Source organism: Mycobacterium decipiens (assembly GCF_963853665.1).
GTDB lineage: Bacteria > Actinomycetota > Actinomycetes > Mycobacteriales > Mycobacteriaceae > Mycobacterium > Mycobacterium decipiens.
In genome coordinates, this window is record NZ_OY970459.1 from 2,364,231 (window position 1) to 2,388,167 (window position 23,937).

A 23,937-nucleotide genomic window follows, 5' to 3' on the forward strand; every position below is an offset into this window, starting at 1 on the left:
TTGCCGGTCAGACCCGGGCCGTGCGTGGTTCGCCCCCGAGCACGTCACCAGAATCTGCGGTTGCCTTGCGGCCGAGGAGATACCAAGTGCGCATGACGCCTTTTCCCTTGACGCTGATGTGGCCGCGCTCCCGCAACACGAAGTCGTCCTTCAGGCGCACGTAGACATCATCGGGCACCTGGATTTGTCCCGCCGAGTCGGTGGTTTCCATCCGGGACGCGACATTGACCGCGTCGCCCCATACGTCGTAAAAGAACCGGCGAGAACCCACGACGCCGGCGACCACCGGTCCGGTGGCCAGCCCCACCCGCAACGGCACTGAGCGGCCATGCGGATCCGTCAGTCCGGCCGCGACGCCGACCATGTCGAGCGCGAAGTCCGCCAGCGCCTGGACGTGGTCCGACCGTGGTCGTGGAACCCCGCTGACCACCATGTAAGAGTCGCCGGTGACCTTGATTTTCTCCAGACCGTGCTTGTCCACCAGCGCGTCGAAGGCGCTGTACAGGCGGTCCAGGAACCGCACCAGATCGGCCGGTGCGGTGTTGCTGGCGCGCTCGGTGAAGCCAACGATGTCGGCGAACAGGACCGAGGCCTCGTCGTACTTGTCGGCGATGACATGCCGCTCGGGCGCCTTGAGTCGCTCGGCGATGCTGGCCGGCAACATGTTGGCCAGCAGTGCCTCCGAGCGCTCGTATTCGGCCTCCATGGCCTCCTCGGCGCGTGCGGTATCCCGCAGCGCGAACCACACCGTTGCGACCACCATCACGCACGCGGAGACGGTGGTCAGGACGAAACCCAGGGTCTGGGCCCACGGCGGCTGCAACCCGGTATCGCGCGGGACCGTGAACTCCAGCGTCATGATCAGGCCCGCGGCGACCGCCGCCAGTCCGCCCGCCAACGCGATGTGCTCAATGCCCACCAACAGGACCACCAGACAGGCCCCAACCAGGAAGAAGAGCTGCGTGCCCGAACCGGTGCCCACGGCCCAGCCGATGCAGAAGACGGACACATACGCCGCGCCGATAAACGTAAGCGGCGCAACCAATTCCCCGTAGCGGTGCAATAGCGGGACGATCGCGAAGACTACCGCGGCGGCAACGTTGATCGGCCCGACCTGCCAGGACCACGACCCGGTGGCCAGTTGCACGAGCATGAAGCTTGCACTCACCATCACCGCCAGCCATGCGGTGATGCTGAGTATGCGCTGGCGGCGCGCGACGGCTTCGGCGTAGTGCTGGCTGGGGGCGCGGGTTTGCCCCCGCACTGCCGCTACACAGTCCGGGCGTCGCGACGAGGCGTCTGACGCTAGTGGGGCGCCGCACTTCTTAGCCGCCACGTCAAAAGCGTAGCCGTTTAGCTCAAGGTCTACCGAGTTCGGCGGCCTGTTTGGGGTCTTCGCGTGCTGCCCTCGGTGGGAGTGGGCGCCTACGAGCGCGTCACTGTGCTTGGGCTGCAACAAATTTGGTTGTGCCGCAAGTCAGACGTGGGCAGTGCGCGGTCCTTCAGGAAGTCGGTCGTCGGAGCCTTCGACGGACTTGCGGCCGACGAGATAGCACGTTTGCATGACGCCTTTGCCCTTGACCTCGATGCAGCCGCGCTCCTCCAGCACAAAGTCGTCCCTGAGCCGTTCGCAGACCTCATCGGAGACTTGAATCTTGCCCACCGTGTCGGTGGTTTCCATCCGCGACGCTACGTTGACCGCGTCGCCCCATACGTCATAGAAGAATCGGCGCGAACCCACGACGCCGGCGACCACGGGTCCGGTGGCCAGGCCCACCCGCAGCGCCACCGGGTGGCCGTCCGGATCCTTCAGTTCAGCCGCGACGCCGACCATGTCGAGTGCGAAGTCTGCCAGCGCGTGTATGTGGTCGGGCCGCGGTTGCGGGACCCCGCTGACCACCATGTAGGAATCGCCGCTGACCTTGATCTTCTCCAGCCCGTACTTGTCAATCAGGGCGTCGAAAGTGCTGTACAGCCGGTCTAGGAACCGCACCAGGTCGGTGGGCGCGGTGCTGCTGGCCCGCTGGGTGAATCCGACGATGTCGGCGAATAGAACCGAGGCCTCGTCGTATTTGTCAGCGATGACTTCTTGGCCGGGCTCCTTGAGTCGTTCGGCGATGCTGGCCGGCAAAATATTGGCGAGCAAGGACTCGGAGCGCTCATGCTCGGCCTCCATGGCCGCCTCAGCCCGGGCGGTGTCTCTCAAGGAGAACCACATCGCGCCGACCACTATCCCGCAGGCGGAGACGGTGGTGAGGACGAAGGCCAGTGATTCGACCCAGGCTGGTTCCAGCCCGGTGTTGTTGGGGACGAGGAACTCCAGCGTGACGATCAAGCCGGCGGCGACTGCGGCTAACCCGACCGCCAGCACGATGTGTTCGATTCCCAGGAGCAGGACCACCAGGGATGCCGCCACCAGGAAAAAGAACTGCGAGCCCAAGCCGGTGCCCACGTCCCAGCAGCTGGCAAAGACCGATGCGTAAGCGGCACCGAGAAGGGTGAGTGGCGCAACTAGGCGTCCGAAGCGGCGAAGCAGCGGGACAATCGCGAAGACTATCGCTGCGCTGACATTGACCCACTCGAGCTGTGATGACCATGCTCCGATCGCGAGTTGCACGAGCACAAAGCCGACACACACGATCGCGGCCGACAAGGCGATGATGACAAGCACGCGCTGCCGTCGGGCTTCGGTTTCGGCGTTGTGTTGGCTGCGGGCGCGGCTTCCGGCCCGCACGGATCCGACACCATCCGCACGGCGCGACGAGCCCCCGGACCGCTGCGCCTGGGTTGCGCGCTTCTCAGCCGCCACGGACCAAAGCCTAGCCGTTGAGTGACGTTTAGCTGGGCGCTTACCGAAGTTGGCGGTTGTGTTCCGCGCGCATCTGCCTGGTGCCCTCGGTGGGATTCGAACCCACACTGGACGGGTTTTGAGTCCGTTTCCTCTGCCAGTTGGGATACGAGGGCTTGATCCGGCCTCCTACTTTAGAGGAGCCGTATCCCGACTCACCGCCCCCCGAGGTTCACCATCGCGGCCGCTCGCGACACAATGTCCGTCATGACCGGCCCCACCATCGACGCCGATGCCGCTGTCCCACGTCGGGTCCTGATTGCGGAAGACGAAGCGCTCATTCGCATGGACCTAGCCGAGATGCTGCGAGAGGAGGGGTATGACATCGTCGGGGAGGCCGGCGACGGCCAGGAAGCCGTCGAAATGGCCGAGCTTCACAAACCCGACCTGGTGATCATGGACGTCAAGATGCCGCGCCGTGACGGCATCGACGCCGCATCCGAGATCGCCAGCAAGCGCATCGCGCCGATCGTGGTGCTGACCGCGTTCAGCCAGCGCGATCTGGTCGAACGTGCGCGCGATGCCGGGGCGATGGCGTACCTGGTCAAACCCTTCACCATCAGCGACCTGATTCCGGCCATCGAGCTGGCGCTCAGCCGGTTCAGTGAGATCACCGCGCTGGAGGGCGAAGTGGCGACGCTGTCTGACCGGCTGGAAACCCGCAAGCTGGTGGAACGCGCCAAGGGCCTGCTGCAGGCCCACCAAGGTATGACCGAGCCGGACGCGTTCAAGTGGATTCAGCGTGCCGCCATGGACCGGCGGACCACGATGAAGCGGGTCGCCGAAGTCATTCTGGAAACTCTTGGCACACCCAAGGACACCGCGAAGGACGCCGCCAAAGACGCTAAAGGCGCTAAAGACGGCTAGTCCCCGGCGTGCAGTCCGCCGGCGCGCCCGGGGCGGGGCGGGGGCTATCGCGCCACGATCACCGACGAGCCATGGCCGAATAGGCCCTGATTGGCGGTGACGCCGACCGTCGCGTCCACCACCTGCCGGCCGGTGGCCTGACCGCGCAGCTGCCAGGTCAGCTCGCAGACCTGGGCGATCGCCTGCGCGGGGATGGCCTCACCGAAGCAAGCCAGCCCGCCGGAAGGGTTGACCGGGACCTTGCCGCCAATGCTGGTCGCGCCGCTGCGCAGCAGCGCTTCGGCTTCACCCTTTGCGCACAACCCGAGGTGCTCGTACCAGTCGAGTTCCAGCGCGGTGGACAGGTCGTAGACCTCGGCCAGACTCAGGTCTTCGGGCCCGATACCGGCTTCGGCGTAGGCGGCGTCGAGGATCTGATCCTTGAACACTCGGTCCGGTGCGGGCACGACCGCGGTGGAATCCGTTGCGATGTCCGGCAATTCGGGCAGGTGCTGAGGGTAGCGCGGGGTGACGGTGCTGACCGCACGCACCGAGGGCACCCCATTCAGGGAGCCCAGGTGCTCCCGGGCGAACTTCGCGCTGGCCACGATCAGCGCCGCCGCGCCGTCGGAGGTGGCGCAGATGTCCAGCAACCGCAACGGGTCGGCCACCACCTGGCTGGCCAGCACGTCGTCGACCGATACCTCCTTGCGGTATCGGGCGTTCGGGTTCTGCCGGCCGTGCCGGGAATTCTTGACCTTGACCTGCGCGAAGTCCTCGAGGGTCGCGCCGTAGAGATCCATTCGTCGCCGCGCCAGCAGGGCGAAGTACACCGGGTTGGTGGCCCCGATCAGGTGGAATCGCTGCCAATCGGGATCGCTGCGGCGCTCGCCGCCCACCGGCGCGAAAAAGCCCTTCGGTGTGGTATCGGCGCCGATCACCAGCGCCACGTCGCAGAAGCCGGCCAAGATCTGCGCGCGGGCGCTCTGCAGGGCCTGGGAGCCGCTGGCGCATGCTGCGTAGCTGGAGCTGACCGGTACACCGTTCCACCCGAGCTTCTGCGCAAACGTGGCGCCGGCCACGAATCCCGGATAGCCGTTTCGGATGGTGTCGGCCCCGGCGACCAATTGGATCTGACGCCAATCCAAACCGGCGTCCGCCAGCGCGGCCCGCGCCGCGACCACGCCGTACTCGGTGAAGTCGTTGCCCCATTTGCCCCAGGGGTGCATTCCGGCGCCCAGAACGTAAACCGGCTCGGGAGTGCTCATCATTTCCGCCGCTCTGCCCCGCAAGCGGGTGGGGCTACCTCCCACTTGTGGGGGAGTGCCCCCACCCCATCGCTTGGCTGCGCATCGTCGCCGGCGCGCGCGATCCTCCATCCGTAGACGATGCGCGCCACGCCGTCTTCGTCCGTGAACAGCGGCATGGTAGTCAGCTCCATCTCGATGCCGACCTTCAAATCGGCGGCCAGCGTGCCCTCCACCACTTTGCCCAGCACGATCAGTCCCTCGTCGGCAAGTTCCACCGCGGCGACCGCGAACGGCTCAAAGGGGTCCGGGGAGGGATAGGGAGGCGGCGGGGCGTACCGATTCTCGGTGTAGCTCCATAGCTTTCCGCGGGTCGACAATGCGACGGACTCTAGTGCGTCGCCTGCACAGGCTGGGTTGGGGCAGTTGTTGGCCCGGGGCGGGAAAACGTAAGTGCCGCACTGGGGGCACTTGCTGCCGGTCAGGTAGGGGTTGCCGGCCTCATCGGCGGCGAACCATCCCTCGATTGCTGGTTCTTGGTGGGTGACCTTTGGCACCGGGCCAGCCTACCCAGCACGAGCGCGAAACTGAAACGTGTTGCAGTTTTGCGGCCGGTTGCCGCGGATGGCGTGTCCCACCCGGTGCCTAGAGTGTGACCCGTGAGCGAGGATTCCGCCAAGCCGATACTGATGTTGCTGGATGGCAATTCGCTGGCGTTCCGCGCCTTCTACGCGCTGCCCGCCCAGAACTTCAAAACCCGGGGTGGGCTGACCACAAATGCGGTCTACGGCTTCACCGCCATGCTGATCAACCTGTTGCGCGACGAATCTCCGACGCATATCGCCGCGGCGTTCGACGTCTCCCGACAGACCTTCCGCTTGCAGCGCTACCCGGAGTACAAGGCCAACCGATCATCGACCCCCGACGAGTTCCACGGCCAGATCGACATCACCAAGGAAGTACTGGGCGCACTTGGCATCACGGTGCTCGCCGAGGCGGGATTCGAAGCCGACGACCTGATCGCCACGCTGGCCACGCAGGCCGAAAACCAGGGCTACCGGGTGCTGGTGGTGTCCGGGGACCGCGACTCTCTGCAATTGGTCAGCGACGACGTGACCGTGCTCTACCCACGCAAAGGTGTCAGCGAACTCACCCGCTTCACCCCCGCGGCCGTCGTCGAGAAGTACGGGCTCACCCCCACGCAGTATCCGGACTTCGCTGCACTGCGTGGCGACCCCAGCGACAACCTGCCCGGCATTCCCGGCGTGGGGGAGAAGACGGCGTCGAAGTGGATCGCCGAGTACGGCTCGCTGCAGTCGCTGGTCGACAACGTTGACTCGGTGCGCGGCAAGGTGGGCGATGCGCTGCGGGCGCACTTGGCCAACGTGGTGCGTAACCGGGAACTCACCGACCTGGTTCGCGATGTGCCGCTGGCGCAAACCCCCGACGCGCTGCGCCTACAGCCCTGGGACCGGGACCACATTCACCGGCTCTTCGACGACCTGGAGTTCCGGGTGTTGCGCGACCGGCTGTTCGACACGCTGGCCGCCGCCGGGGGCCGGGTGCCCGAGGTCGACGAGGGGTTCGAAGTACGCGGCGGCGCTCTGGAACCTGGCATGGTCGGGCAGTGGCTGGCCGAACACGCCGCCGACGGGCGCCGGTCGGGCCTGACCGTGGTGGGTACCCACCTACCCCACGATGGTGACGCCACCGCCTTGGCCATCGCCGCGGCCGACGGGGAAGGCGCTTACATCGATACCGCTACGCCGACCCCTGCCGACGATGCCGCCCTGGCGGCCTGGCTGGCCGATCCCGCCAAACCCAAAGCCCTGCACGAGGCGAAGCTGGCCATCCACGACCTGGCGGGCCGCCGCTGGACCCTGAACGGTGTCACCTCCGACACCGCACTGGCGGCCTATCTGGTGCGGCCGGGGCAGCGCAGTTTCACCCTCGACGACCTCTCGGTGCGCTACCTGCGTCGCGAGCTGCGTGCGGAAACGCCTGAGCAGCAACAGCTTTCGCTTCTCGATGAGTTGGACGAGTCGGGCGGGGTGGACGAGCAAACGGTCCAAACGACGATCCTGCGGGCGCGGGCCGTCGTGGACCTAGCCGACGCGCTCGATGTGGAACTGGCCCGCATCGACTCCACCGCTTTGCTGGGCGAGATGGAGCTGCCGGTGCAGCACGTGCTGGCGGGCATGGAGCGCGCTGGTATCGCCGTCGATCTGCCAATGTTGACCGAACTGCAAAGCCAGTTCGGCAACCAGATCCGCGACGCCGCCGAAGCGGCATACGCGGTGATCGGCAAGCAGATCAATTTGGGCTCACCCAAGCAGCTACAGGTGGTGTTGTTCGACGAGCTGGGCATGCCGAAGACCAAGCGGACCAAGACCGGCTACACCACCGACGCCGATGCCCTGCAATCGCTGTTCGACAAGACCGGGCATCCGTTTCTGCAGCATCTGCTCACCCACCGCGACGTCACCCGGCTCAAGGTCACCGTCGACGGCTTGCTGCAAGCGGTCGGCGCGGATGGGCGGATCCATACCACGTTCAACCAGACGATCGCGGCCACCGGCCGGTTGTCGTCGACCGAACCCAACCTGCAGAACATTCCGATCCGCACCGACGCGGGCCGGCAGATCCGGGATGCCTTTGTGGTCGGGGACCGATTTGCCGAGTTGATGACCGCCGACTACAGCCAGATCGAGATGCGGATCATGGCCCACCTCTGCAGGGACGAGGGCCTTATCGAAGCGTTCAACACCGGCGAGGACCTGCATTCCTTCGTCGCCTCCCGCGCATTCGGGGTACCGATCGATGAGGTCACCAGCGAGCTCCGGCGCCGAGTTAAGGCGATGTCGTACGGATTGGCCTACGGGCTGAGTGCCTACGGGCTGGCCGCCCAGTTGAAGATCTCCACCGAAGAGGCAAAGGTTCAGATGGACCAGTACTTCGCCCGATTCGGCGGGGTGCGCGACTACCTGATGGCCGTCGTCGAACAGGCCCGCAAGGACGGCTACACCTCGACGGTGCTGGGTCGTCGGCGCTATCTACCCGAGCTGGATAGCAGCAATCGCCAGGTGCGCGAGGCCGCCGAGCGCGCGGCGCTCAACGCGCCGATCCAGGGCAGCGCGGCCGACATCATCAAGGTGGCCATGATCGAGGTCGACAAGGCGCTCAGAGAGGCAAAGCTGGCCTCGCGCATGCTGCTGCAGGTACACGATGAGCTGCTTTTCGAAATCGCACCCGGCGAACGGGAGCGGGTGGAGGCGCTGGTGCGCGACAAAATGGGCGGCGCCTACCCGCTTGACGTCCCGCTGGAGGTTTCGGTCGGCTACGGCCGCAGCTGGGACGCCGCTGCGCACTAGCGGGTGTCGGCGGCCACGCCGACGCCCAAGGCCAGCAGGACGGCGCCGAGCGTGCGTTCGATGCGCCGGCGCACGTGCACCCTGGCAAGGATTTCGCGGGCCCGATCGGCGGCGAGCACGACGCCGACACACCACGCGGTGTCGACCACAAGCTGAATGGCCGCCAACACGAAAAGCGTGGGAAGTACCGAACCGCTGGACGGCAGGAACTGCGGCAACACCACGATCCCGAACGTGGCCGCTTTCGGGTTGGCGGCGATCGACACCAACGATGCACGGAATGCCGCGCCTGGTGTCCTGCCGCGGGGCGCGATGGGTACCTCGACGTCGGTTCGGTGCTGCGCGTGACGCCAGGCGCTGATGCCGAGCCAGATCAGGATCACCGCCCCGATGACATGCAGCGCCACCGACAGCGCGTGGTTGGCCATCAGCAATACCGACAGCCCGGCGCCGCCGGCCAGGGTCCAGCCCAACAACCCGATTTCGTTGCCGACAACGGCCGCCAGTCCCGACGGACGACCGTCGCGGACCGAGCGGTGCAGGAATAACGCGGTGGCGGGACCGGGCAGAACGGCGAGAACGATGCATGCCAGCAGGAATGCCGGCAGGACATGGACCAAATGCTGCATGACCGGAGTATCGCCGACCAGTCAAACCGGTTTACACAGCGCCGCGCACCACGCCGCCACACGCGCGGATTCTCGGCTGAGGCAGGCGCGGGTTTGTCCAGCGTGTACACCGTCGAGTAGCCTCGACAGGTAAATCCCAACTTGTCCCTACGACCAAACCTGTCCGGAGCAACCCAACAACATGCCGAGTCCCGCCGTCACCTCGCCGCAAGTAGCCGTCAACGACATCGGTTCCAGCGAGGACTTTCTCGCCGCAATAGACAAAACGATCAAATACTTCAACGATGGCGACATCGTCGAAGGCACCATCGTCAAAGTGGACCGAGACGAGGTGCTCCTCGACATCGGCTACAAGACCGAAGGTGTCATCCCCGCCCGGGAACTCTCCATCAAGCACGACGTCGACCCCAACGAGGTCGTTTCGGTCGGCGATGAGGTCGAGGCCCTGGTTCTCACCAAGGAGGACAAAGAGGGCCGGCTCATCCTCTCCAAGAAACGCGCGCAGTACGAGCGTGCCTGGGGCACCATCGAGGCGCTCAAGGAGAAGGACGAGGCCGTCAAGGGGACGGTCATCGAGGTCGTCAAGGGTGGCCTGATCCTCGACATCGGGCTGCGCGGCTTCCTGCCCGCCTCGCTGGTCGAGATGCGTCGCGTCCGCGACTTGCAGCCCTACATCGGCAAGGAGATCGAAGCCAAGATCATCGAGCTGGACAAGAACCGCAACAACGTGGTGCTGTCGCGGCGGGCCTGGCTGGAACAGACCCAGTCCGAGGTGCGCAGCGAGTTCCTCAACCAGCTGCAGAAGGGCGCCATCCGCAAGGGCGTGGTCTCCTCCATCGTCAATTTCGGCGCGTTTGTCGATCTCGGCGGGGTGGACGGTCTGGTGCACGTCTCCGAACTGTCCTGGAAGCACATCGACCATCCGTCCGAGGTGGTCCAGGTCGGCGACGAAGTCACCGTCGAGGTGCTCGACGTCGACATGGACCGCGAGCGGGTTTCGTTGTCACTCAAGGCAACCCAGGAAGACCCGTGGCGGCACTTCGCCCGCACCCACGCCATTGGGCAGATCGTGCCGGGCAAGGTCACCAAGCTTGTCCCGTTCGGTGCGTTCGTCCGCGTCGAGGAGGGCATCGAAGGCCTGGTGCACATTTCCGAACTTGCCGAGCGCCACGTCGAGGTGCCCGACCAGGTGGTTGCCGTCGGCGACGACGCGATGGTCAAGGTCATCGACATCGACCTGGAGCGTCGCCGGATTTCCTTGTCGCTCAAGCAGGCCAACGAGGACTACACCGAGGAGTTCGACCCGGCGAAGTACGGCATGGCCGACAGCTACGACGAACAGGGCAACTACATCTTCCCCGAGGGCTTCGACCCCGAATCCAACGAATGGTTGGAAGGATTCGACACCCAGCGCGCCGAATGGGAAGCCCGCTACGCCGAGGCCGAACGTCGGCACAAGATGCACACCACCCAGATGGAGAAGTTCGCCGCGGCGGAAGCGGCCGGAAGCAGCGGCGGCGACCAGTCGTCGAGCGGCAGCGCGTCGTCGGAAAAGGCCGCGAGTGGGTCGCTGGCCAGCGACGCCCAACTGGCCGCTCTGCGCGAGAAGCTAGCCGGCAGCGCATAGTGACGCGTTAGCGGATGCTACGCATCGGGCTGACCGGTGGCATCGGCGCGGGGAAATCGGCACTTTCCACCACGTTCGCACAATGTGGCGGGATAGTTGTCGACGGGGATGTCCTGGCACGTGAGGTGGTCGAACCGGGCACCGAAGGGCTGGCTGCGCTGGTCGAAGCGTTCGGTGCCGACATCCTGCAACCAGACGGCTCACTGGACCGGCCAGCTTTGGCTGCCAAAGCTTTTCGGGACGACGGCGCGCGTGGCAAGCTCAACGGGATCGTGCATCCGCTAGTGGCCCGCCGCCGTGCGGAGATCATCGCAGCGGTCTCTGGGGACGCCGTTGTGGTGGAAGACATTCCGCTGCTCGTGGAATCCGGGATGGCCCCGTTGTTCCCGCTGGTTATCGTGGTGCATGCCGACGTCGAAGTGCGCGTGCGACGGTTGGTCGAGCAACGTGGCATGTCCGAAGCCGACGCCAAGGCCAGGATCGCCGCGCAGGCGACCGACGAGCAACGCCGTGCGGTCGCCGATGTCTGGCTGGACAACTCAAGCAGCCCAGCGGATTTCGTCGAGCGAGCCCGCGACGTGTGGCACAACCGGATACTGCCGTTCGCGCACAACCTGAGCACCGGTCAAATCGCCCGTGGACCGGCGCGGCTGGTGCCGGCCGATCCGAGCTGGCCGGACCAGGCCCACCGCATCGTCGCCCGGTTGAAGACCGCCTGCGGGGACCGCGCGGTAAGCGTCGACCATATCGGTTCGACCGCGGTGCCGGAATTTGATGCCAAGGACGTCATCGATATCCAAGTCACCGTCGAATCCCTCCTGGTGGCCGACGAACTCGCCGAGCCGCTGCTGGACGCCGGTTACCCGCGCCTCGCGCACATTACCCGCGATACCGCGAAAACCGATGCCCGTAGCACCGTCGGCCGCTATGAGCACAGTGGCGATCCCTCCTTGTGGCACAAGCGCATTCACGCCTCAGCGGATCCTGGTCGGCCGACAAATGTGCATATCCGGGTGAACGGCTGGCCTAATCAGCAGTTCGCCCTGCTGTTCGTCGACTGGCTGAGAGCCAACCCCGGTGCACGGGCTGACTACCTGGCCGTCAAGCGCAGGGCCGACGCCGGTGGGGACGGAGACATCGAGCGCTATGTCACGGCCAAGGAGCCCTGGTTTACCGACGCATACCGGCGGGCGTGGCAGTGGGCCGACGCTGTCGGATGGCGGCCGTAGCCTGTCGGGTGCGCTCCGCCAACTTCTTCGCGGCGCCGATCACCCAGAGGCACGCCAGCTGATCCCCATACCGTTGGTGGCCAGCCAAGCCTGCAGGTCATAGCCATTGTGGGCCAAGCCGTCAATGGCGGTCACGGCTCGCCGCACGGCGAGTTCGGCGACCTCCGGGGTGAGCAGTCCATGGCGCACCGCATCGAGCAGTTCGTCGACATCAGCCAATTCGGCGCCGCTGCCGGCGCGAACCTCAATGTCGAGGTAGTGGTCTTCGGAGCGCCACACGGTCGGGCCGCGGGTGTATTCGCCCACGTCGAGGTAGTAGTCGTGATCGCGCTCATGGCCCGGGTTGAAGTAGAAGACCGTGGCGCGTAGGCCTAACGATGGCAGCAGCCACGACTCGAGATAGTGGAACTGGGCCCGGCCCGGGGTGGGCCGGGCGAGGTAGAGCCCCCACGGGTGCACCGCGTACTCATCGACTGCTCGCACTATGCCCTTGGGATCGGTGTTGGTGCGGGCGACCAGGTCGAATGTCTCATGCTTCGGTGGGTGGATGGCGTTACCATACTTCGGCCGCACGGTGGGGACATCTGGTGTGTCGGTGCCGGGTTCTACCCTGGTTGGCATGGCTTTCGCTACCGAGCATCCGGTCGCGCATTCGCAGTACCGCGCCGTCGAGGAGATTGTGCGGGCCGGTGGCCACTTCGAGGTGGTCAGTCCGCACGCTCCGGCCGGGGACCAACCGGCCGCCATCGACGAGCTGGAGCGGCGGATCCGGGCGGGGGAGCGCGACGTGGTCCTGCTCGGCGCCACCGGGACCGGTAAGTCGGCGACCACCGCGTGGCTGATCGAACGTCTGCAGCGGCCCACCCTGGTGATGGCGCCGAACAAGACACTTGCCGCCCAGCTGGCGAACGAACTGCGAGAGATGTTGCCGCACAATGCAGTCGAGTACTTCGTGTCGTACTACGACTACTACCAGCCGGAGGCCTACATAGCCCAGACCGACACCTATATCGAAAAGGACAGTTCCATCAACGACGACGTGGAGCGGCTGCGGCACTCGGCGACGTCTTCGCTGCTGTCCCGTCGCGATGTGGTGGTGGTGGCCTCGGTGTCGTGCATCTATGGACTGGGCACGCCGCAGTCCTATCTGGATCGCTCGGTTGAAGTAGCGGTTGGCACCGAGGTGCCCCGGGACGGCTTGCTGCGGCTGCTGGTCGACGTGCAATACACCCGCAACGACCTGTCCTTCACCCGCGGTTCGTTTCGGGTGCGCGGCGACACCGTGGAGATCATCCCCTCCTACGAGGAGCTGGCGGTTCGCATCGAGTTCTTCGGCGACGAGATCGAGGCGCTCTACTACCTGCACCCACTGACCAGTGAGGTGATCCGCCAGGTCGACTCGCTGCGGATCTTTCCCGCCACCCACTACGTGGCCGGTCCCGAGCGGATGGCGCACGCGCTCTGTTCCGTTGAGGAGGAACTGGCCGAGCGGCTCGCCGACCTCGAAAGCCAGGGCAAACTGCTCGAGGCGCAGCGGCTGCGGATGCGCACCAACTACGACATCGAAATGATGCGCCAGGTGGGGTTCTGCTCGGGCATCGAGAATTACTCCCGTCACATCGACGGCAGGGGACCGGGTACGCCGCCGGCGACCCTGCTCGATTACTTCCCGGAGGATTTCCTGCTCGTCATCGACGAGTCACATGTCACCGTGCCCCAGATCGGCGGCATGTACGAGGGCGACATCTCGCGCAAGCGCAATCTGGTGGAGTACGGTTTCCGGCTGCCGTCGGCGTGTGACAACCGACCGCTGACCTGGGAGGAGTTCGCGGACCGGATCGGGCAGACGGTGTACCTGTCGGCAACACCGGGACCGTATGAGCTCAGCCAGACCGGTGGAGAGTTCGTCGAACAGGTGATCCGGCCGACCGGCCTGGTGGATCCGAAAGTGGTGGTCAAACCTACCAAGGGTCAGATCGACGACCTGATCGGCGAGATTCGCAAGCGCGCCGACGCCGACCAACGGGTGCTGGTGACGACGCTGACCAAAAAGATGGCCGAAGACCTCACCGACTACCTGCTCGAGATGGGAATCCGGGTGCGCTACCTGCACTCCGAGGTCGACACGCTGCGCCGGGTGGAGCTACTGCGCCAGCTCCGGCTCGGCGACTACGACGTGCTGGTCGGGATCAACCTGCTGCGCGAGGGCCTGGACCTGCCGGAGGTGTCGCTGGTGTCGATCCTCGACGCCGACAAGGAGGGATTCCTGCGGTCGACGCGCAGCCTAATCCAAACCATCGGCCGCGCCGCACGCAACGTTTCCGGTGAAGTGCACATGTACGCCGACAAGATCACCGACTCGATGACCGAAGCCATCGACGAAACCGAACGGCGACGGGCAAAGCAGATCGCCTACAACGCGGCCAACGAGATCGACCCGCAGCCGCTGCGCAAGAAGATTGCCGACATCCTCGACCAGGTCTACCGCGAAGCCGACGATACCGAGGCCACCGGGTCCATCCCGATCGGTGGGTCCGGGCGCAACGCGTCGCGCGGCCGGCGCGCCCCAGGCGAGCCCGGCCGCGCGGTGAGCGCCGGCGTGTTAGAGGGCCGCGACACCTCCGCCATGCCGCGCGCCGAGCTGGCAGACCTGATCAACGCCCTCACCGAGCAGATGATGGCCGCCGCACGCGACCTGCAATTCGAGCTTGCCGCCCGGTTCCGCGACGAGATCGCCGACCTCAAGAGGGAGCTGCGCGGGATGGACGCGGCCGGGCTGAAGTGACCGAAGCCACCGGCGAAACCGGCAGTTGGCGGGAGCTACTGAGCAGGTATCTGGGGACGTCCACCGTGCTGGCCGGTGGCGTCGCGCTGTACGCCACCAACGAGTTTCTGACCATCAGCCTGCTGCCGAGCACCATCGCCGACATCGGGGGCAGCCGGCTATACGCGTGGGTGACGACCCTGTATCTGGTCGGATCGGTGGTGGCGGCGACCACCGTCAACGTGATGCTGCTGCGCGTCGGGGCCCGCTCCTCGTATCTGATGGGGCTGGCCGTCTTCGGCGTCGCCAGCCTGGTGTGCGCGGCGGCCCCGAGCATGGAGATTCTGATAGCCGGGCGCACCCTGCAAGGAATGGCCGGTGGGCTGCTGGCCGGCCTGGGCTACGCGCTGATCAACTCGACCCTGCCCAAATCGCTGTGGACCCGTGGCTCAGCACTGGTGTCGGCGATGTGGGGGGTCGCGACGCTGATCGGACCGGCGACGGGAGGCCTTTTCGCGCAGTTCGGGCTGTGGCGGTGGGCGTTTGGCGTGATGGCGCTGGTGACCGCGCTGATGGCTGTGCTGGTCCCGCTCGCGCTGGACACCGGGCGGGTCGGTGCGACGCCGGTGGCCACCCCACGCAAGGTTCCGGTGTGGTCGCTGCTGCTGATCGGGGCTGCGGCGCTGGCGGTCAGTGTCGCCGCGCTTCCCCGTTACCTCGTCCAGACAGCCGGGCTGCTGGCCGCCAGCGCACTACTGGTCGGGTTGTTTGTGGTGGTCGACTGGCGAATGCACGCGGCGGTGTTGCCGCCCAGCGTATTTGGCTCCGGACCCTTGAAATGGATCTACCTGACGATGTCGGTGCAGATGATCGCCGCGATGGTCGATACCTATGTGCCGTTGTTCGGTCAACGACTGGGACACCTGACCCCAGTTGCGGCAGGTTTCTTGGGTGCCGCGCTGGCGGTCGGCTGGACGGTCGGCGAGGTCGCCAGCGCGTCGCTGACGAGTCCTCGAGTCGTCGGGCATGTCGTGGCGGTCGCCCCGCTCGTGATGGCGTCTGGGCTGGCGCTGGGCGCGGTCACCCAGCGCGCCGATGCGCCCGCCGGAGTAGTCGCGCTGTGGGCGCTGGCATTGCTGATCATCGGGACCGGTATCGGGGTTTCCTGGCCGCATCTGACGGTGCGCGCGATGGACTCGGTCGACGATCCGGCCGAGAGCAGCGCGGCGGCCGCGGCGATCAACATCGTGCAGCTGGTCGCCGGCGCTTTCGGCGCCGGGTTGGCCGGGGTGGTGGTGAACACGGCCAAGGGCGGCGAGGTGGCCGCTGCTCGGGGGCTCTACACGGTGTTCACGGTGCTGGCCGCCGTCGGCGTCTTGGCTTCCTACCGGGCCTCTTCCCAGGCGGCCAATCGCGACCGCAGCTCACCGCGTTGACTTGACGACCTGCGAGTAGTGGAATTGCCATCGCTCGACAATGCGGAAGCCGAGGTAGCTCGGGAATCGGTAGACGGGCGCGCGCCCGAGGGCGGTTCCCGGCGACAACGATTGTCCGACTTGGTAATCGGGCAGTGACTTGTCTCGGTTGGATATGGTCCACAGCGTGGGGCAGTTGTTGATCTTGGCCGTTGTCAGCCATACAGCGACGTGACCATCCCACAAAGCGCCGACCTTGGGTCCGTAGAAGCCGCGCTCCACGTCGATCAGTGACCGAAACGCCGCCGGACGGGCGGCGAGCAGTGCGCGGATGGGCCCGGGCCGCCAGGGCACGGTGTTGTCCACCAGCAGACAATCCCCCGGCTTGGCATGGGCGCCGATGACGTCGGCCACCTGGCTGTAGTCCCAGCCCTCTTTCGCGTATGGCCCGCGCTGCGTGAAGAAGTAGTTCGGAATCGCGGCGACGGCCAACAGCACCAAAACGCCGACGACAAACCGCGGCGTGCGGGCGATGGTGACGATGCAAACCGCCAGGACCACGGCTGCCGCCGGAGCGGTGAGGATCAGATAGCGCGGGTAATAGATCGGTTCGACGGTCGCCGAGTAGATCAGGACGACGGCGGTGGGAATGACGATCCACCCCACGCTAACGAGCACGAGCCGGCGAGTTTCGCCACCGGGCCCGCGCGCCCCGGCCAGGTGCGCCACGATGCCGGCAACGACGATGACGCCCGCGAGGATGGCGAACGGGACGCTGTGATCGAAATACTGCCGGTGCACGACGTCGAGAACGACGTTTCTGTTCAATCCTGCGATCCACCCGACCTGCCAAACCTGGCCGTGGGCGAACAGCACGAACGGTGTCATGGCGCCGAGCGCGCCCGCGGTGGCGCCCGTCCACCAGAGCACGGGCGATTTGCGTGATTTCCCGGACCTCAGCAGCCCCACCATCGCGGCGTACACCGGTACCAACAGGGCCAAGTTGATGCTGACCAAGATTGACAGCATCAACATCAGCGCATACCGCAGCCACCGCCACGGGCTGTGCCGGCGCACCGCGGTGACGAGCAGTACGGTCAGCCAGACAGCGGCCGCCACCGACAGTGCGGAGGAGCGCGCTTCGATCCCGGCCCACGTCACCCGAGGTAGAATGGCGAAAACGGCACCCGCACACACCGCTGTGGTCCGTCCGGACAACTGTTTGGTAAAGACCACCACGCCCGCGGCGGCCGCTCCAATGGCCAGAGAACTGGGAACCCGCGACCAGAACTCCGTGGGCGGAAATATGGCGAACCAGCCGTGCATCAGCAGGTAGTACAGCCCGTGCACGGCGTCGATATGGCCCAGCAGCTTCCACAGCTCCGGCAGCGTCCGGCTGGCTGAAGCCGAGATCGTCGCACCCTCGTCGAACCACAGTGATGGCCTACTCGCCCAGGCGCCGCTGATGACCGCGGCCAGCACGGCGATCGCCAGTGGGTCGAGCAGCCGGCCGGCCGGACGCCGGGGCGTGGCCGCGATGGCCGCTGCCCCCCGCCGAGGGCGTTGCTCAAGCATCGACACGGACATGATGTTTGTCACTGTAGGGCCCACCCAATGATCCTGGTCACCGGCCTTTTCCAGGGGCGAGCGGCGCGATGACGGGCGGACCCCCCGGACGGCCCGCGTGGCCCGCCGCTGTTCGCGGAAGACCTTGCATAGCAAGGCCTTCCGTGTTGAGTATGAGCATTCAACCGTGATGGCATCGGTAACATTGTCGGTCGGTTCGTCCCGACTGGCCAATTTCGGGTTGCGCCACGCCGCTGCGGTGTTGTTAATCTGACCTATCCGCATCGGGCAACGCGATACTGTCTGGGGTTGGCGTAGCAACCGACACCTGGGAGGGTAAATGAGCGCCTATCAGACCGTGGTGGTAGGAACGGACGGTTCGGACTCGTCGATGCGAGCGGTAGACCGCGCCGCCCGGATCGCCGGTCCAGACGCCAAGTTGATCATCGCGTCGGCATACCTACCCCAGCATGAGGACGGTCGCGCCGCCGACATCCTGAAGGAAGAAAGCTACAAAGTGACGGGCACCGCCCCGATCTACGAGATCCTGCATGACGCCAAGGAACGGGCGCACACCGCAGGTGCGAAGAACGTCGAGGATCGGGCGATCGTCGGCGCTCCGGTTGACGCACTGGTCAGCCTGGCCGACGAGGTGAAGGCCGACCTGCTGGTCGTCGGCAATGTCGGTCTGAGCACGATCGCGGGCCGGCTGCTGGGATCGGTGCCGGCCAACGTTTCCCGCCGGGCCAAGGTCGACGTGCTGATCGTGCACACCACTTAGCCGGTTGGGAGGCCGGTTGGATCTACCAGCCGCGCTCGCGCCATTCGCCGAGACTGGGGCGTTCGGCACCCAGCACCGTGTCATCTCCGTGGCCGGGGTAGATGACGGTGGAGTCGGCGTACACGTCGAACACCCGGGCGGTGACGTCCTGCAGCAATTGGGTGAAATCGCCGGGTTGCCAGGTCTTGCCGACTCCGCCTGGGAACAGGCAGTCGCCGGTGAACAACTGTGTCACCCCGCCGGTCGCGGGCCCTCCCAGGGCCAGCGCGACCGAACCGGGCGTGTGGCCGCGCAAGTGGATGACGTCGAACGTCAGCTCGCCGATCCGTACGGTGTCGCCGTGGGCCAGCAAACGGTCCGGTTTGACCGGAAGCGGCTCGGCGTCGATCTCGTGGGCTGCGGTCGGCGCGCCGGTGGCCGCAGCCACGGCTTGCAACGCCTGCCAGTGATCGAAATGCTGATGGCTGGTCACGATCAGGGACAACTTCGGTGTGTGGCGCCGGATCAGGTCGATGAGGATGTCGGCGTCGTTGGCGGCGTCAATCATCAGGGTTTCCCCGGTCGCGGAACATGTGATCAGGTAGGCGTTGTTGTCCATCGGGCCCACCGACGCCTTCAAGATGGTGGCGCCGGGCAGGGTGCGACGAGCCGCGGTGCCCGGTTCGACGTGGCCGGTGTAGTTGTCGTGGGGCTCGTGCCGGGGAGTCATAGCGGTCAGGGTACTGGGCCCCGACTGCTTGTCGGTATGGCCACATAGCATGGGAACGAGTTCTGTCTGTGAAGGGGAACCCCTCGTGAAAGGTAGTAAGCAGTAAGTGGCCGATCGCCTGATTGTCAAGGGCGCGCGTGAGCACAATCTGCGCGGCGTCGACCTTGACCTGCCCCGCGACGCGCTGATCGTCTTCACCGGCCTGTCCGGCTCGGGAAAGTCCTCGCTGGCTTTCGACACCATCTTCGCCGAAGGGCAGCGGCGCTATGTTGAGTCGCTGTCGGCCTACGCCCGCCAATTTCTTGGGCAGATGGACAAGCCGGACGTCGACTTCATCGAGGGTCTTTCCCCGGCGGTGTCCATCGACCAGAAGTCGACCAACCGCAACCCCCGCTCGACCGTCGGCACGATCACCGAGGTATACGACTACCTGCGGCTGCTCTACGCGCGTGCGGGCACGCCGCACTGCCCGATCTGCGGTGAGCGGATCGCGCGCCAGACCCCGCAGCAAATCGTCGATCAGGTGCTGGCGATGCCCGAGGGCACCAAATTCCTGGTGCTCGCTCCGGTGGTGCGCACCCGCAAGGGCGAGTTCGCCGACCTCTTCGACAAGCTCAACGCCCAAGGCTACAGCCGGGTGCGCGTCGACGGCGTGGTGCATCCGCTGGCCGATCCGCCGAAGCTCAAGAAGCAGGAAAAGCACGATATCGAGGTGGTGGTGGACCGCCTCACCGTCAAGGCCGCCGCCAAGCAACGGCTCACCGATTCGGTGGAGACCGCGCTGAACCTGGCCGACGGCATTGTGGTGCTGGAATTTCCCGACGACACAAGGCACGAGCGGCCCGACCATCCCTGCGAGCAGCGATTCTCCGAGAAGCTGGCCTGCCCCAACGGGCACGCCCTGGCCGTGGACGATCTGGAACCGCGGTCGTTCTCGTTCAACTCGCCATACGGCGCCTGCCCCGAATGCACGGGCCTGGGAATCCGCAAGGAGGTCGACCCCGATCTGGTGGTGCCCGACCCGGATCGCACGCTGGCCGAGGGCGCGGTGGCGCCCTGGTCGACCGGCCACACCGCGGAGTACTTCACCCGGATGTTGGCCGGTCTGGGGGACGCGCTGGGCTTCGACGTGGACACGCCGTGGCGCAAGCTGCCGGCCAAGGCCCGCAAGGCGATTCTGCAGGGCGCCGACGAGCAGGTGCATGTGCGTTACCGCAATCGGTACGGCCGCACCCGGTCGTACTACGCCGATTTCGAGGGTGTGCTGGCGTTCCTGCAACGCAAGATGGCCCAGACCGAGTCCGAGCAGATGAAGGAGCGCTACGAGGGCTTCATGCGGGACGTGCCGTGCCCGGTGTGTGCGGGCACCCGGCTCAAGCCGGAGATCCTGGCGGTGAGCCTGGCCGCGGGGGAGCGGGGCGCGAAGTCCATCGCCGAGGTCTGTGAACTGTCGATCGCGGAGTGCGCCGACTTTCTGAACGCGCTCACCCTCGGTCCGCGCGAGCAGGCGATCGCTGGACAGGTGCTCAAGGAAATTCAGTCGCGACTAGGTTTTTTGCTCGACGTCGGGCTGGAGTACCTGTCGCTGTCCCGCGCGGCGGCCACCCTGTCCGGCGGTGAGGCCCAACGTATCCGATTGGCCACCCAGATCGGCTCCGGCCTGGTGGGCGTGCTCTACGTGCTCGACGAGCCGTCCATCGGTCTGCACCAGCGCGACAATCGTCGTCTAATCGAAACCCTCACCCGGTTACGGGATTTGGGAAACACACTGATCGTCGTCGAGCACGACGAGGACACCATCGAGCACGCCGACTGGATCGTCGACATCGGCCCGGGCGCCGGCGAGCACGGCGGCTGCATCGTGCACAGCGGACCCTATGACGAATTGCTGCGCAACAAGGGGTCGATCACCGGCGCCTACCTGTCTGGCGCACAACGCATTGAGATCCCCGCGATGCGCCGTCCGGCCGACCCACGGCGCCAACTCACCGTCGTCGGCGCCCGCGAGCACAACCTGCGCGGGATCGATGTGTCTTTTCCGCTAGGTGTGTTGACCTCGGTGACCGGGGTATCCGGCTCAGGCAAGTCGACACTGGTCAACGACATCCTGGCCGCGGTATTGGCTAACCGGCTCAATGGAGCCCGGCAGGTCCCGGGCCGGCATACCCGGGTCACCGGGCTGGATCACCTGGACAAGCTGGTGCGGGTCGACCAATCGCCGATCGGCCGCACGCCGCGCTCCAACCCGGCCACCTACACCGGGGTCTTCGACAAGATCCGCACCCTGTTCGCGGCCACAACCGAGGCGAAAGTTCGTGGCTACCAGCCCGGCCGATTTTCATTCAACGTCAAGGGCGGTCGCTGCGAAGCGTGCACCGGCGACGGCACCATCAAGATCGAGATGAACTTCCTGCCCGACGTGTATGTGCCGTGCGAAGTGTGTCAGGGGGCCCGCTACAACCGGGAAACCCTCGAGGTGCACTACAAGGGCAAGACCATTTCAGAGGTGCTGGACATGTCGATCGAGGAAGCGGCGGAGTTCTTCGAGCCGATCACCGGCATTCACCGCTATCTGCGCACCCTGGTCGAAGTCGGCCTGGGCTACGTCCGGCTCGGCCAGCCGGCACCGACGCTGTCCGGTGGTGAGGCACAGCGGGTGAAGCTGGCGTCCGAGTTGCAGAAGCGCTCCACCGGACGAACGATCTACATCCTCGACGAGCCCACCACCGGGTTGCATTTCGACGACATCCGAAAGCTGCTCAGCGTGATCAGTGGTCTTGTCGACAAAGGTAATACCGTGATCGTCATCGAACACAACCTCGACGTGATCAAGACGTCGGACTGGATCATCGACATGGGCCCGGAGGGTGGTGCCGGCGGTGGAACCATCGTCGCCCAGGGCACCCCGGAAGGTGTTGCCGCGGTACCGGCGAGCTACACCGGGAAGTTTCTCGCCGAGGTCGTCGGCGACGGGAGAGCGCCGGCGAACTCACCGCGGCCCAATGGGCGCCGAAAAGTCAGCGCCTGAGTTCGTCGCGACATTTAACCCAAGCACCCGACACGCCCCCGAAAAGCGGGGGTGTGGTTTGTACCTCGCGAACTACCACCGGCAAACCTGGGTGCGATCTCACTCATCGGTGCGCATCGACTCACGGATCCGCGCGAGGCGCTCGGCTGCTGCGCGCTGCCGTTCCTCGTACTGATCTTCGACCTGGCGGCCTGCTGGGCTCTCGGTATCGAGTTCCGTTGCACCCAGAGCCGTTCCGTATCGGGTTTCGATCTTCTCGCGGACGGATTCGAAGGTCGGTACGCCCGCCCTGTCGTACCCGGGATCGGACTCCGAATTCGGTGTCGTGGCCTCCGGAGGTGTCGGTTCGTCTGGCATGCTGCCACGCTACTGCGATTGCTGCGCCGCAGGCGTGCCCGGCAACGGAATCCTGGGCACCCCCGGGGTGGCCAGCTGGCCGGCCAGCCATGGCAGCGTCGCCGCGAAAACCCGATCCGCGAATGGCCAGTCGTGCTTGCCCGGTTGGGCGACTACCGCGCAGTCGATGCCGTTGGCACGCCCGATCGCGCACAGTGCGTTGGCGGCGGCTGTCTGGTTGCCTGGGTTGGCAGCGGCATCCCGACCGGCCAGACGCATCGTGGGGGTGTCGGCGATCGAGTTTCCGGGTGACGGCGGGCCCGGCGTAGAGATCGCGAACCAACCGGAAATTCCGGTGTAGCGACCATGCCGGGTGATCACCGTGGTCGGGTCGAATGTCGCCCAGGCGTCTTCGTTGCCGCCGAACAGCCTGCTGATGGTTTGCGTCCTGTTTCCCGCATTCGGGTACAGATCACCGGCGATGTCGACAAACGCGCTGAACAGTGTGGGGTGCATGACGGTCAGATCTACCGCGCAGGTCCCACCCATCGACCAGCCCACTATGCCCCAGTTGGTCTCCTCGGGACTGACACCGAATTTCGAGACCATATAGGGCACAACATCTCTGGTTAGGTGGTCGGCCGCGTTGCCACGCCGTCCATTGACGCATTCGGTGTCGTTGTTGAAGGCACCGCCGGAGTCCACGAAGACCAGGACGGGAGCATTGCCATTGTGCGCGACCGCAAAGTCGTCGATCGTCTTCACCGCGTTGCCGGCTCGCGCCCAATCGGCGGGTGTGTTGAACTGGCCGCCGATCATCATCACCGCCGGCAGCCGCGGCGGCGGAGGATTCCCAGCACGTGAGTTGTGCTCCCGGGCGAACCAAGCGGGCGGCAGGTACACCAGTTCGCCGCGATGCTTGAAGTGCGATGCGTCGGACGGGATCAGCACCGGAAGCAGGCTGCCGTGCGCCGGCCGCGTCCCCTCGTCGGCCATCGCGGCAACGCTGGCCTGATCCGTCTGGTACGGCAGCGGGCCGAAGGTGAGTTGGTTCCACGCGGCCTGCACGGTCGGGAAGTAACCAACCCACAGGTTGAGCATCAAGGTCGCGCTGAGCAGACAGAGGGGCACGGCGAGCAGAGATGCGCCACGGCGCCACCACCGCGCGCTGCGCCAGCCCACGATCAGTACCGCCGCGGCCGCACCGGTCAACGCGACCCAGACGCACAGCGCGCTCGGCGGCGGTTCGTTGGCCAGGCCGTCGCCGGCGACGTAACAGCGCGTCCCCCAGGCCAGGGTGCCTCCGATAGCGGCGGCGGTCGGCAGCCAGCGTCGCCGCCAGTGCCGGGAGCGCCACCCAACCGCCAGCGCCAGCACGACCACGGTCACAACCTGGACGGTGATCGGTACCCAGCCGTGCATCAGCGATGTGTGACTTGCTGCCAACAGCTGCGTCGCGGCTGGCGGCGTTGACGCGGTCACCAGTCCATTCTGAGCCATTTGGAGCGGTGATTTCTTGGGGGTTCCTGTGATCCGGTTGG

At 66.0% G+C, this 23,937-nt stretch carries 17 protein-coding genes, 1 tRNA gene and 1 pseudogene; 8 read left to right on the forward strand and 11 right to left on the reverse strand.

Annotated features, from left to right (window positions below):
* Positions 1-7 precede the first annotated feature (7 nt).
* From AADZ55_RS10675 to AADZ55_RS10685, 3 genes are all read right to left on the reverse strand, one after another.
* Positions 8-1,336, reverse strand: coding sequence for an adenylate/guanylate cyclase domain-containing protein (locus tag AADZ55_RS10675; RefSeq protein ID WP_085324778.1), 1,329 nt, complete (start codon positions 1,334-1,336; stop codon positions 8-10).
* Positions 1,337-1,477: 141 nt separating this feature from the next.
* Positions 1,478-2,809: an adenylate/guanylate cyclase domain-containing protein gene (locus tag AADZ55_RS10680; RefSeq protein WP_207569067.1), complete on the reverse strand. Its 1,332-nt coding sequence runs from the start codon at positions 2,807-2,809 to the stop codon at positions 1,478-1,480.
* A gap of 78 nt (positions 2,810-2,887) precedes the next feature.
* Positions 2,888-2,964 (reverse strand) — tRNA-Leu (locus AADZ55_RS10685).
* A 91-nt stretch (positions 2,965-3,055) separates the two neighbouring features.
* Between AADZ55_RS10685 and AADZ55_RS10690 the strand changes: the two genes are divergently transcribed.
* The gene (locus AADZ55_RS10690) at positions 3,056-3,715 is read left to right on the forward strand and encodes an ANTAR domain-containing response regulator (RefSeq protein ID WP_085324779.1); all 660 of its coding nucleotides are present in this window, start codon (positions 3,056-3,058) and stop codon (positions 3,713-3,715) included.
* Between the two features lie 44 nt (positions 3,716-3,759).
* On the opposite strand, the gene AADZ55_RS10695 is transcribed toward AADZ55_RS10690, so the two are convergent.
* Positions 3,760-4,962, reverse strand: coding sequence for a lipid-transfer protein (locus AADZ55_RS10695; protein ID WP_085324780.1), 1,203 nt, complete (start codon positions 4,960-4,962; stop codon positions 3,760-3,762).
* The gene (locus tag AADZ55_RS10700; RefSeq protein ID WP_085324781.1) at positions 4,962-5,498 is read right to left on the reverse strand and encodes a Zn-ribbon domain-containing OB-fold protein; all 537 of its coding nucleotides are present in this window, start codon (positions 5,496-5,498) and stop codon (positions 4,962-4,964) included. The genes AADZ55_RS10695 and AADZ55_RS10700 overlap by 1 nt, the downstream gene beginning before the upstream one ends.
* Before the next feature lie 132 nt (positions 5,499-5,630).
* Here AADZ55_RS10700 and polA point away from each other — a divergent pair, with 132 nt between their 5' ends.
* Positions 5,631-8,312, forward strand: coding sequence for a DNA polymerase I (polA, locus tag AADZ55_RS10705; protein ID WP_085324840.1), 2,682 nt, complete (start codon positions 5,631-5,633; stop codon positions 8,310-8,312).
* Here polA and AADZ55_RS10710 read toward each other — a convergent pair.
* Complete coding sequence (locus AADZ55_RS10710; RefSeq protein WP_085324782.1) at positions 8,309-8,941, reverse strand: LysE family translocator; 633 nt, start codon at positions 8,939-8,941, stop codon at positions 8,309-8,311. The genes polA and AADZ55_RS10710 overlap by 4 nt on opposite strands.
* A 181-nt stretch (positions 8,942-9,122) precedes the next feature.
* On the opposite strand from AADZ55_RS10710, the gene rpsA reads away from it, so the two are divergent.
* Together rpsA and coaE are read left to right on the forward strand one after the other, a co-directional pair.
* Complete coding sequence (gene rpsA / locus AADZ55_RS10715; protein ID WP_085324783.1) at positions 9,123-10,568, forward strand: 30S ribosomal protein S1; 1,446 nt, start codon at positions 9,123-9,125, stop codon at positions 10,566-10,568.
* A gap of 14 nt (positions 10,569-10,582) precedes the next feature.
* Positions 10,583-11,797: a dephospho-CoA kinase gene (coaE, locus tag AADZ55_RS10720; protein WP_085324784.1), complete on the forward strand. Its 1,215-nt coding sequence runs from the start codon at positions 10,583-10,585 to the stop codon at positions 11,795-11,797.
* Between the two features lie 39 nt (positions 11,798-11,836).
* Here the strand turns inward: coaE and AADZ55_RS10725 are convergent, their stop codons facing one another.
* A complete protein-coding gene (locus tag AADZ55_RS10725; protein WP_085324842.1) occupies positions 11,837-12,280 on the reverse strand; it encodes a DUF402 domain-containing protein in 444 nt (147 codons plus the stop codon).
* 136 nt (positions 12,281-12,416) lie between these two features.
* Here AADZ55_RS10725 and uvrB point away from each other — a divergent pair, with 136 nt between their 5' ends.
* Both uvrB and AADZ55_RS10735 read left to right on the forward strand, forming a co-directional pair.
* On the forward strand, positions 12,417-14,582 hold the full coding sequence (uvrB, locus tag AADZ55_RS10730; RefSeq protein WP_207569068.1) for an excinuclease ABC subunit UvrB: 2,166 nt from the start codon (positions 12,417-12,419) through the stop codon (positions 14,580-14,582).
* Positions 14,579-15,997 (forward strand): MFS transporter, encoded by a 1,419-nt coding sequence (locus AADZ55_RS10735; RefSeq protein ID WP_085324785.1) that lies wholly within the window; start codon positions 14,579-14,581, stop codon positions 15,995-15,997. The genes uvrB and AADZ55_RS10735 overlap by 4 nt, the downstream gene beginning before the upstream one ends.
* Here AADZ55_RS10735 and AADZ55_RS10740 read toward each other — a convergent pair.
* Positions 15,986-17,693: pseudogene (locus AADZ55_RS10740) on the reverse strand (glycosyltransferase family 39 protein). The gene AADZ55_RS10735 and the pseudogene AADZ55_RS10740 overlap by 12 nt on opposite strands.
* A gap of 189 nt (positions 17,694-17,882) precedes the next feature.
* Here AADZ55_RS10740 and AADZ55_RS10745 point away from each other — a divergent pair.
* Positions 17,883-18,323, forward strand: a complete 441-nt coding sequence (locus AADZ55_RS10745) for a universal stress protein (protein WP_085324786.1) — start codon at positions 17,883-17,885, stop codon at positions 18,321-18,323.
* Positions 18,324-18,345: 22 nt separating this feature from the next.
* Here AADZ55_RS10745 and AADZ55_RS10750 read toward each other — a convergent pair whose 3' ends face one another.
* On the reverse strand, positions 18,346-19,032 hold the full coding sequence (locus AADZ55_RS10750) for an MBL fold metallo-hydrolase (protein WP_085324787.1): 687 nt from the start codon (positions 19,030-19,032) through the stop codon (positions 18,346-18,348).
* A gap of 106 nt (positions 19,033-19,138) precedes the next feature.
* Here AADZ55_RS10750 and uvrA point away from each other — a divergent pair, with 106 nt between their 5' ends.
* Positions 19,139-22,060 carry an excinuclease ABC subunit UvrA gene (gene uvrA / locus AADZ55_RS10755; protein WP_085324788.1) on the forward strand — a complete coding sequence of 974 codons (2,922 nt, stop codon included), beginning with the start codon at positions 19,139-19,141 and terminating at the stop codon, positions 22,058-22,060.
* Positions 22,061-22,159: 99 nt separating this feature from the next.
* Here uvrA and AADZ55_RS10760 read toward each other — a convergent pair whose 3' ends face one another.
* Together AADZ55_RS10760 and AADZ55_RS10765 are read right to left on the reverse strand one after the other, a co-directional pair.
* The gene (locus tag AADZ55_RS10760) at positions 22,160-22,417 is read right to left on the reverse strand and encodes a hypothetical protein (protein ID WP_085324789.1); all 258 of its coding nucleotides are present in this window, start codon (positions 22,415-22,417) and stop codon (positions 22,160-22,162) included.
* A gap of 9 nt (positions 22,418-22,426) precedes the next feature.
* A complete protein-coding gene (locus AADZ55_RS10765) occupies positions 22,427-23,896 on the reverse strand; it encodes an alpha/beta hydrolase (protein WP_085324790.1) in 1,470 nt (489 codons plus the stop codon).
* Positions 23,897-23,937: the final 41 nt, after the last annotated feature.

Excerpts from the sequence above, each read along its gene's own strand:
- AADZ55_RS10750 (WP_085324787.1), bottom strand. The coding sequence starts at position 19,032 with ATGACTCCCCGGCACGAGCCCCACGACAACTACACCGGCCACGTCGAA.
- AADZ55_RS10765 (WP_085324790.1), bottom strand. The coding sequence starts at position 23,896 with ATGGCTCAGAATGGACTGGTGACCGCGTCAACGCCGCCAGCCGCGACG.
- coaE (WP_085324784.1), top strand. The coding sequence starts at position 10,583 with ATGCTACGCATCGGGCTGACCGGTGGCATCGGCGCGGGGAAATCGGCA.
- uvrB (WP_207569068.1), top strand. The coding sequence starts at position 12,417 with ATGGCTTTCGCTACCGAGCATCCGGTCGCGCATTCGCAGTACCGCGCC.
- AADZ55_RS10745 (WP_085324786.1), top strand. The coding sequence starts at position 17,883 with ATGAGCGCCTATCAGACCGTGGTGGTAGGAACGGACGGTTCGGACTCG.
- polA (WP_085324840.1), top strand. The coding sequence starts at position 5,631 with ATGTTGCTGGATGGCAATTCGCTGGCGTTCCGCGCCTTCTACGCGCTG.
- AADZ55_RS10710 (WP_085324782.1), bottom strand. The coding sequence starts at position 8,941 with ATGCAGCATTTGGTCCATGTCCTGCCGGCATTCCTGCTGGCATGCATC.
- rpsA (WP_085324783.1), top strand. The coding sequence starts at position 9,123 with ATGCCGAGTCCCGCCGTCACCTCGCCGCAAGTAGCCGTCAACGACATC.
- AADZ55_RS10690 (WP_085324779.1), top strand. The coding sequence starts at position 3,056 with ATGACCGGCCCCACCATCGACGCCGATGCCGCTGTCCCACGTCGGGTC.
- AADZ55_RS10760 (WP_085324789.1), bottom strand. The coding sequence starts at position 22,417 with ATGCCAGACGAACCGACACCTCCGGAGGCCACGACACCGAATTCGGAG.
- AADZ55_RS10695 (WP_085324780.1), bottom strand. The coding sequence starts at position 4,962 with ATGAGCACTCCCGAGCCGGTTTACGTTCTGGGCGCCGGAATGCACCCC.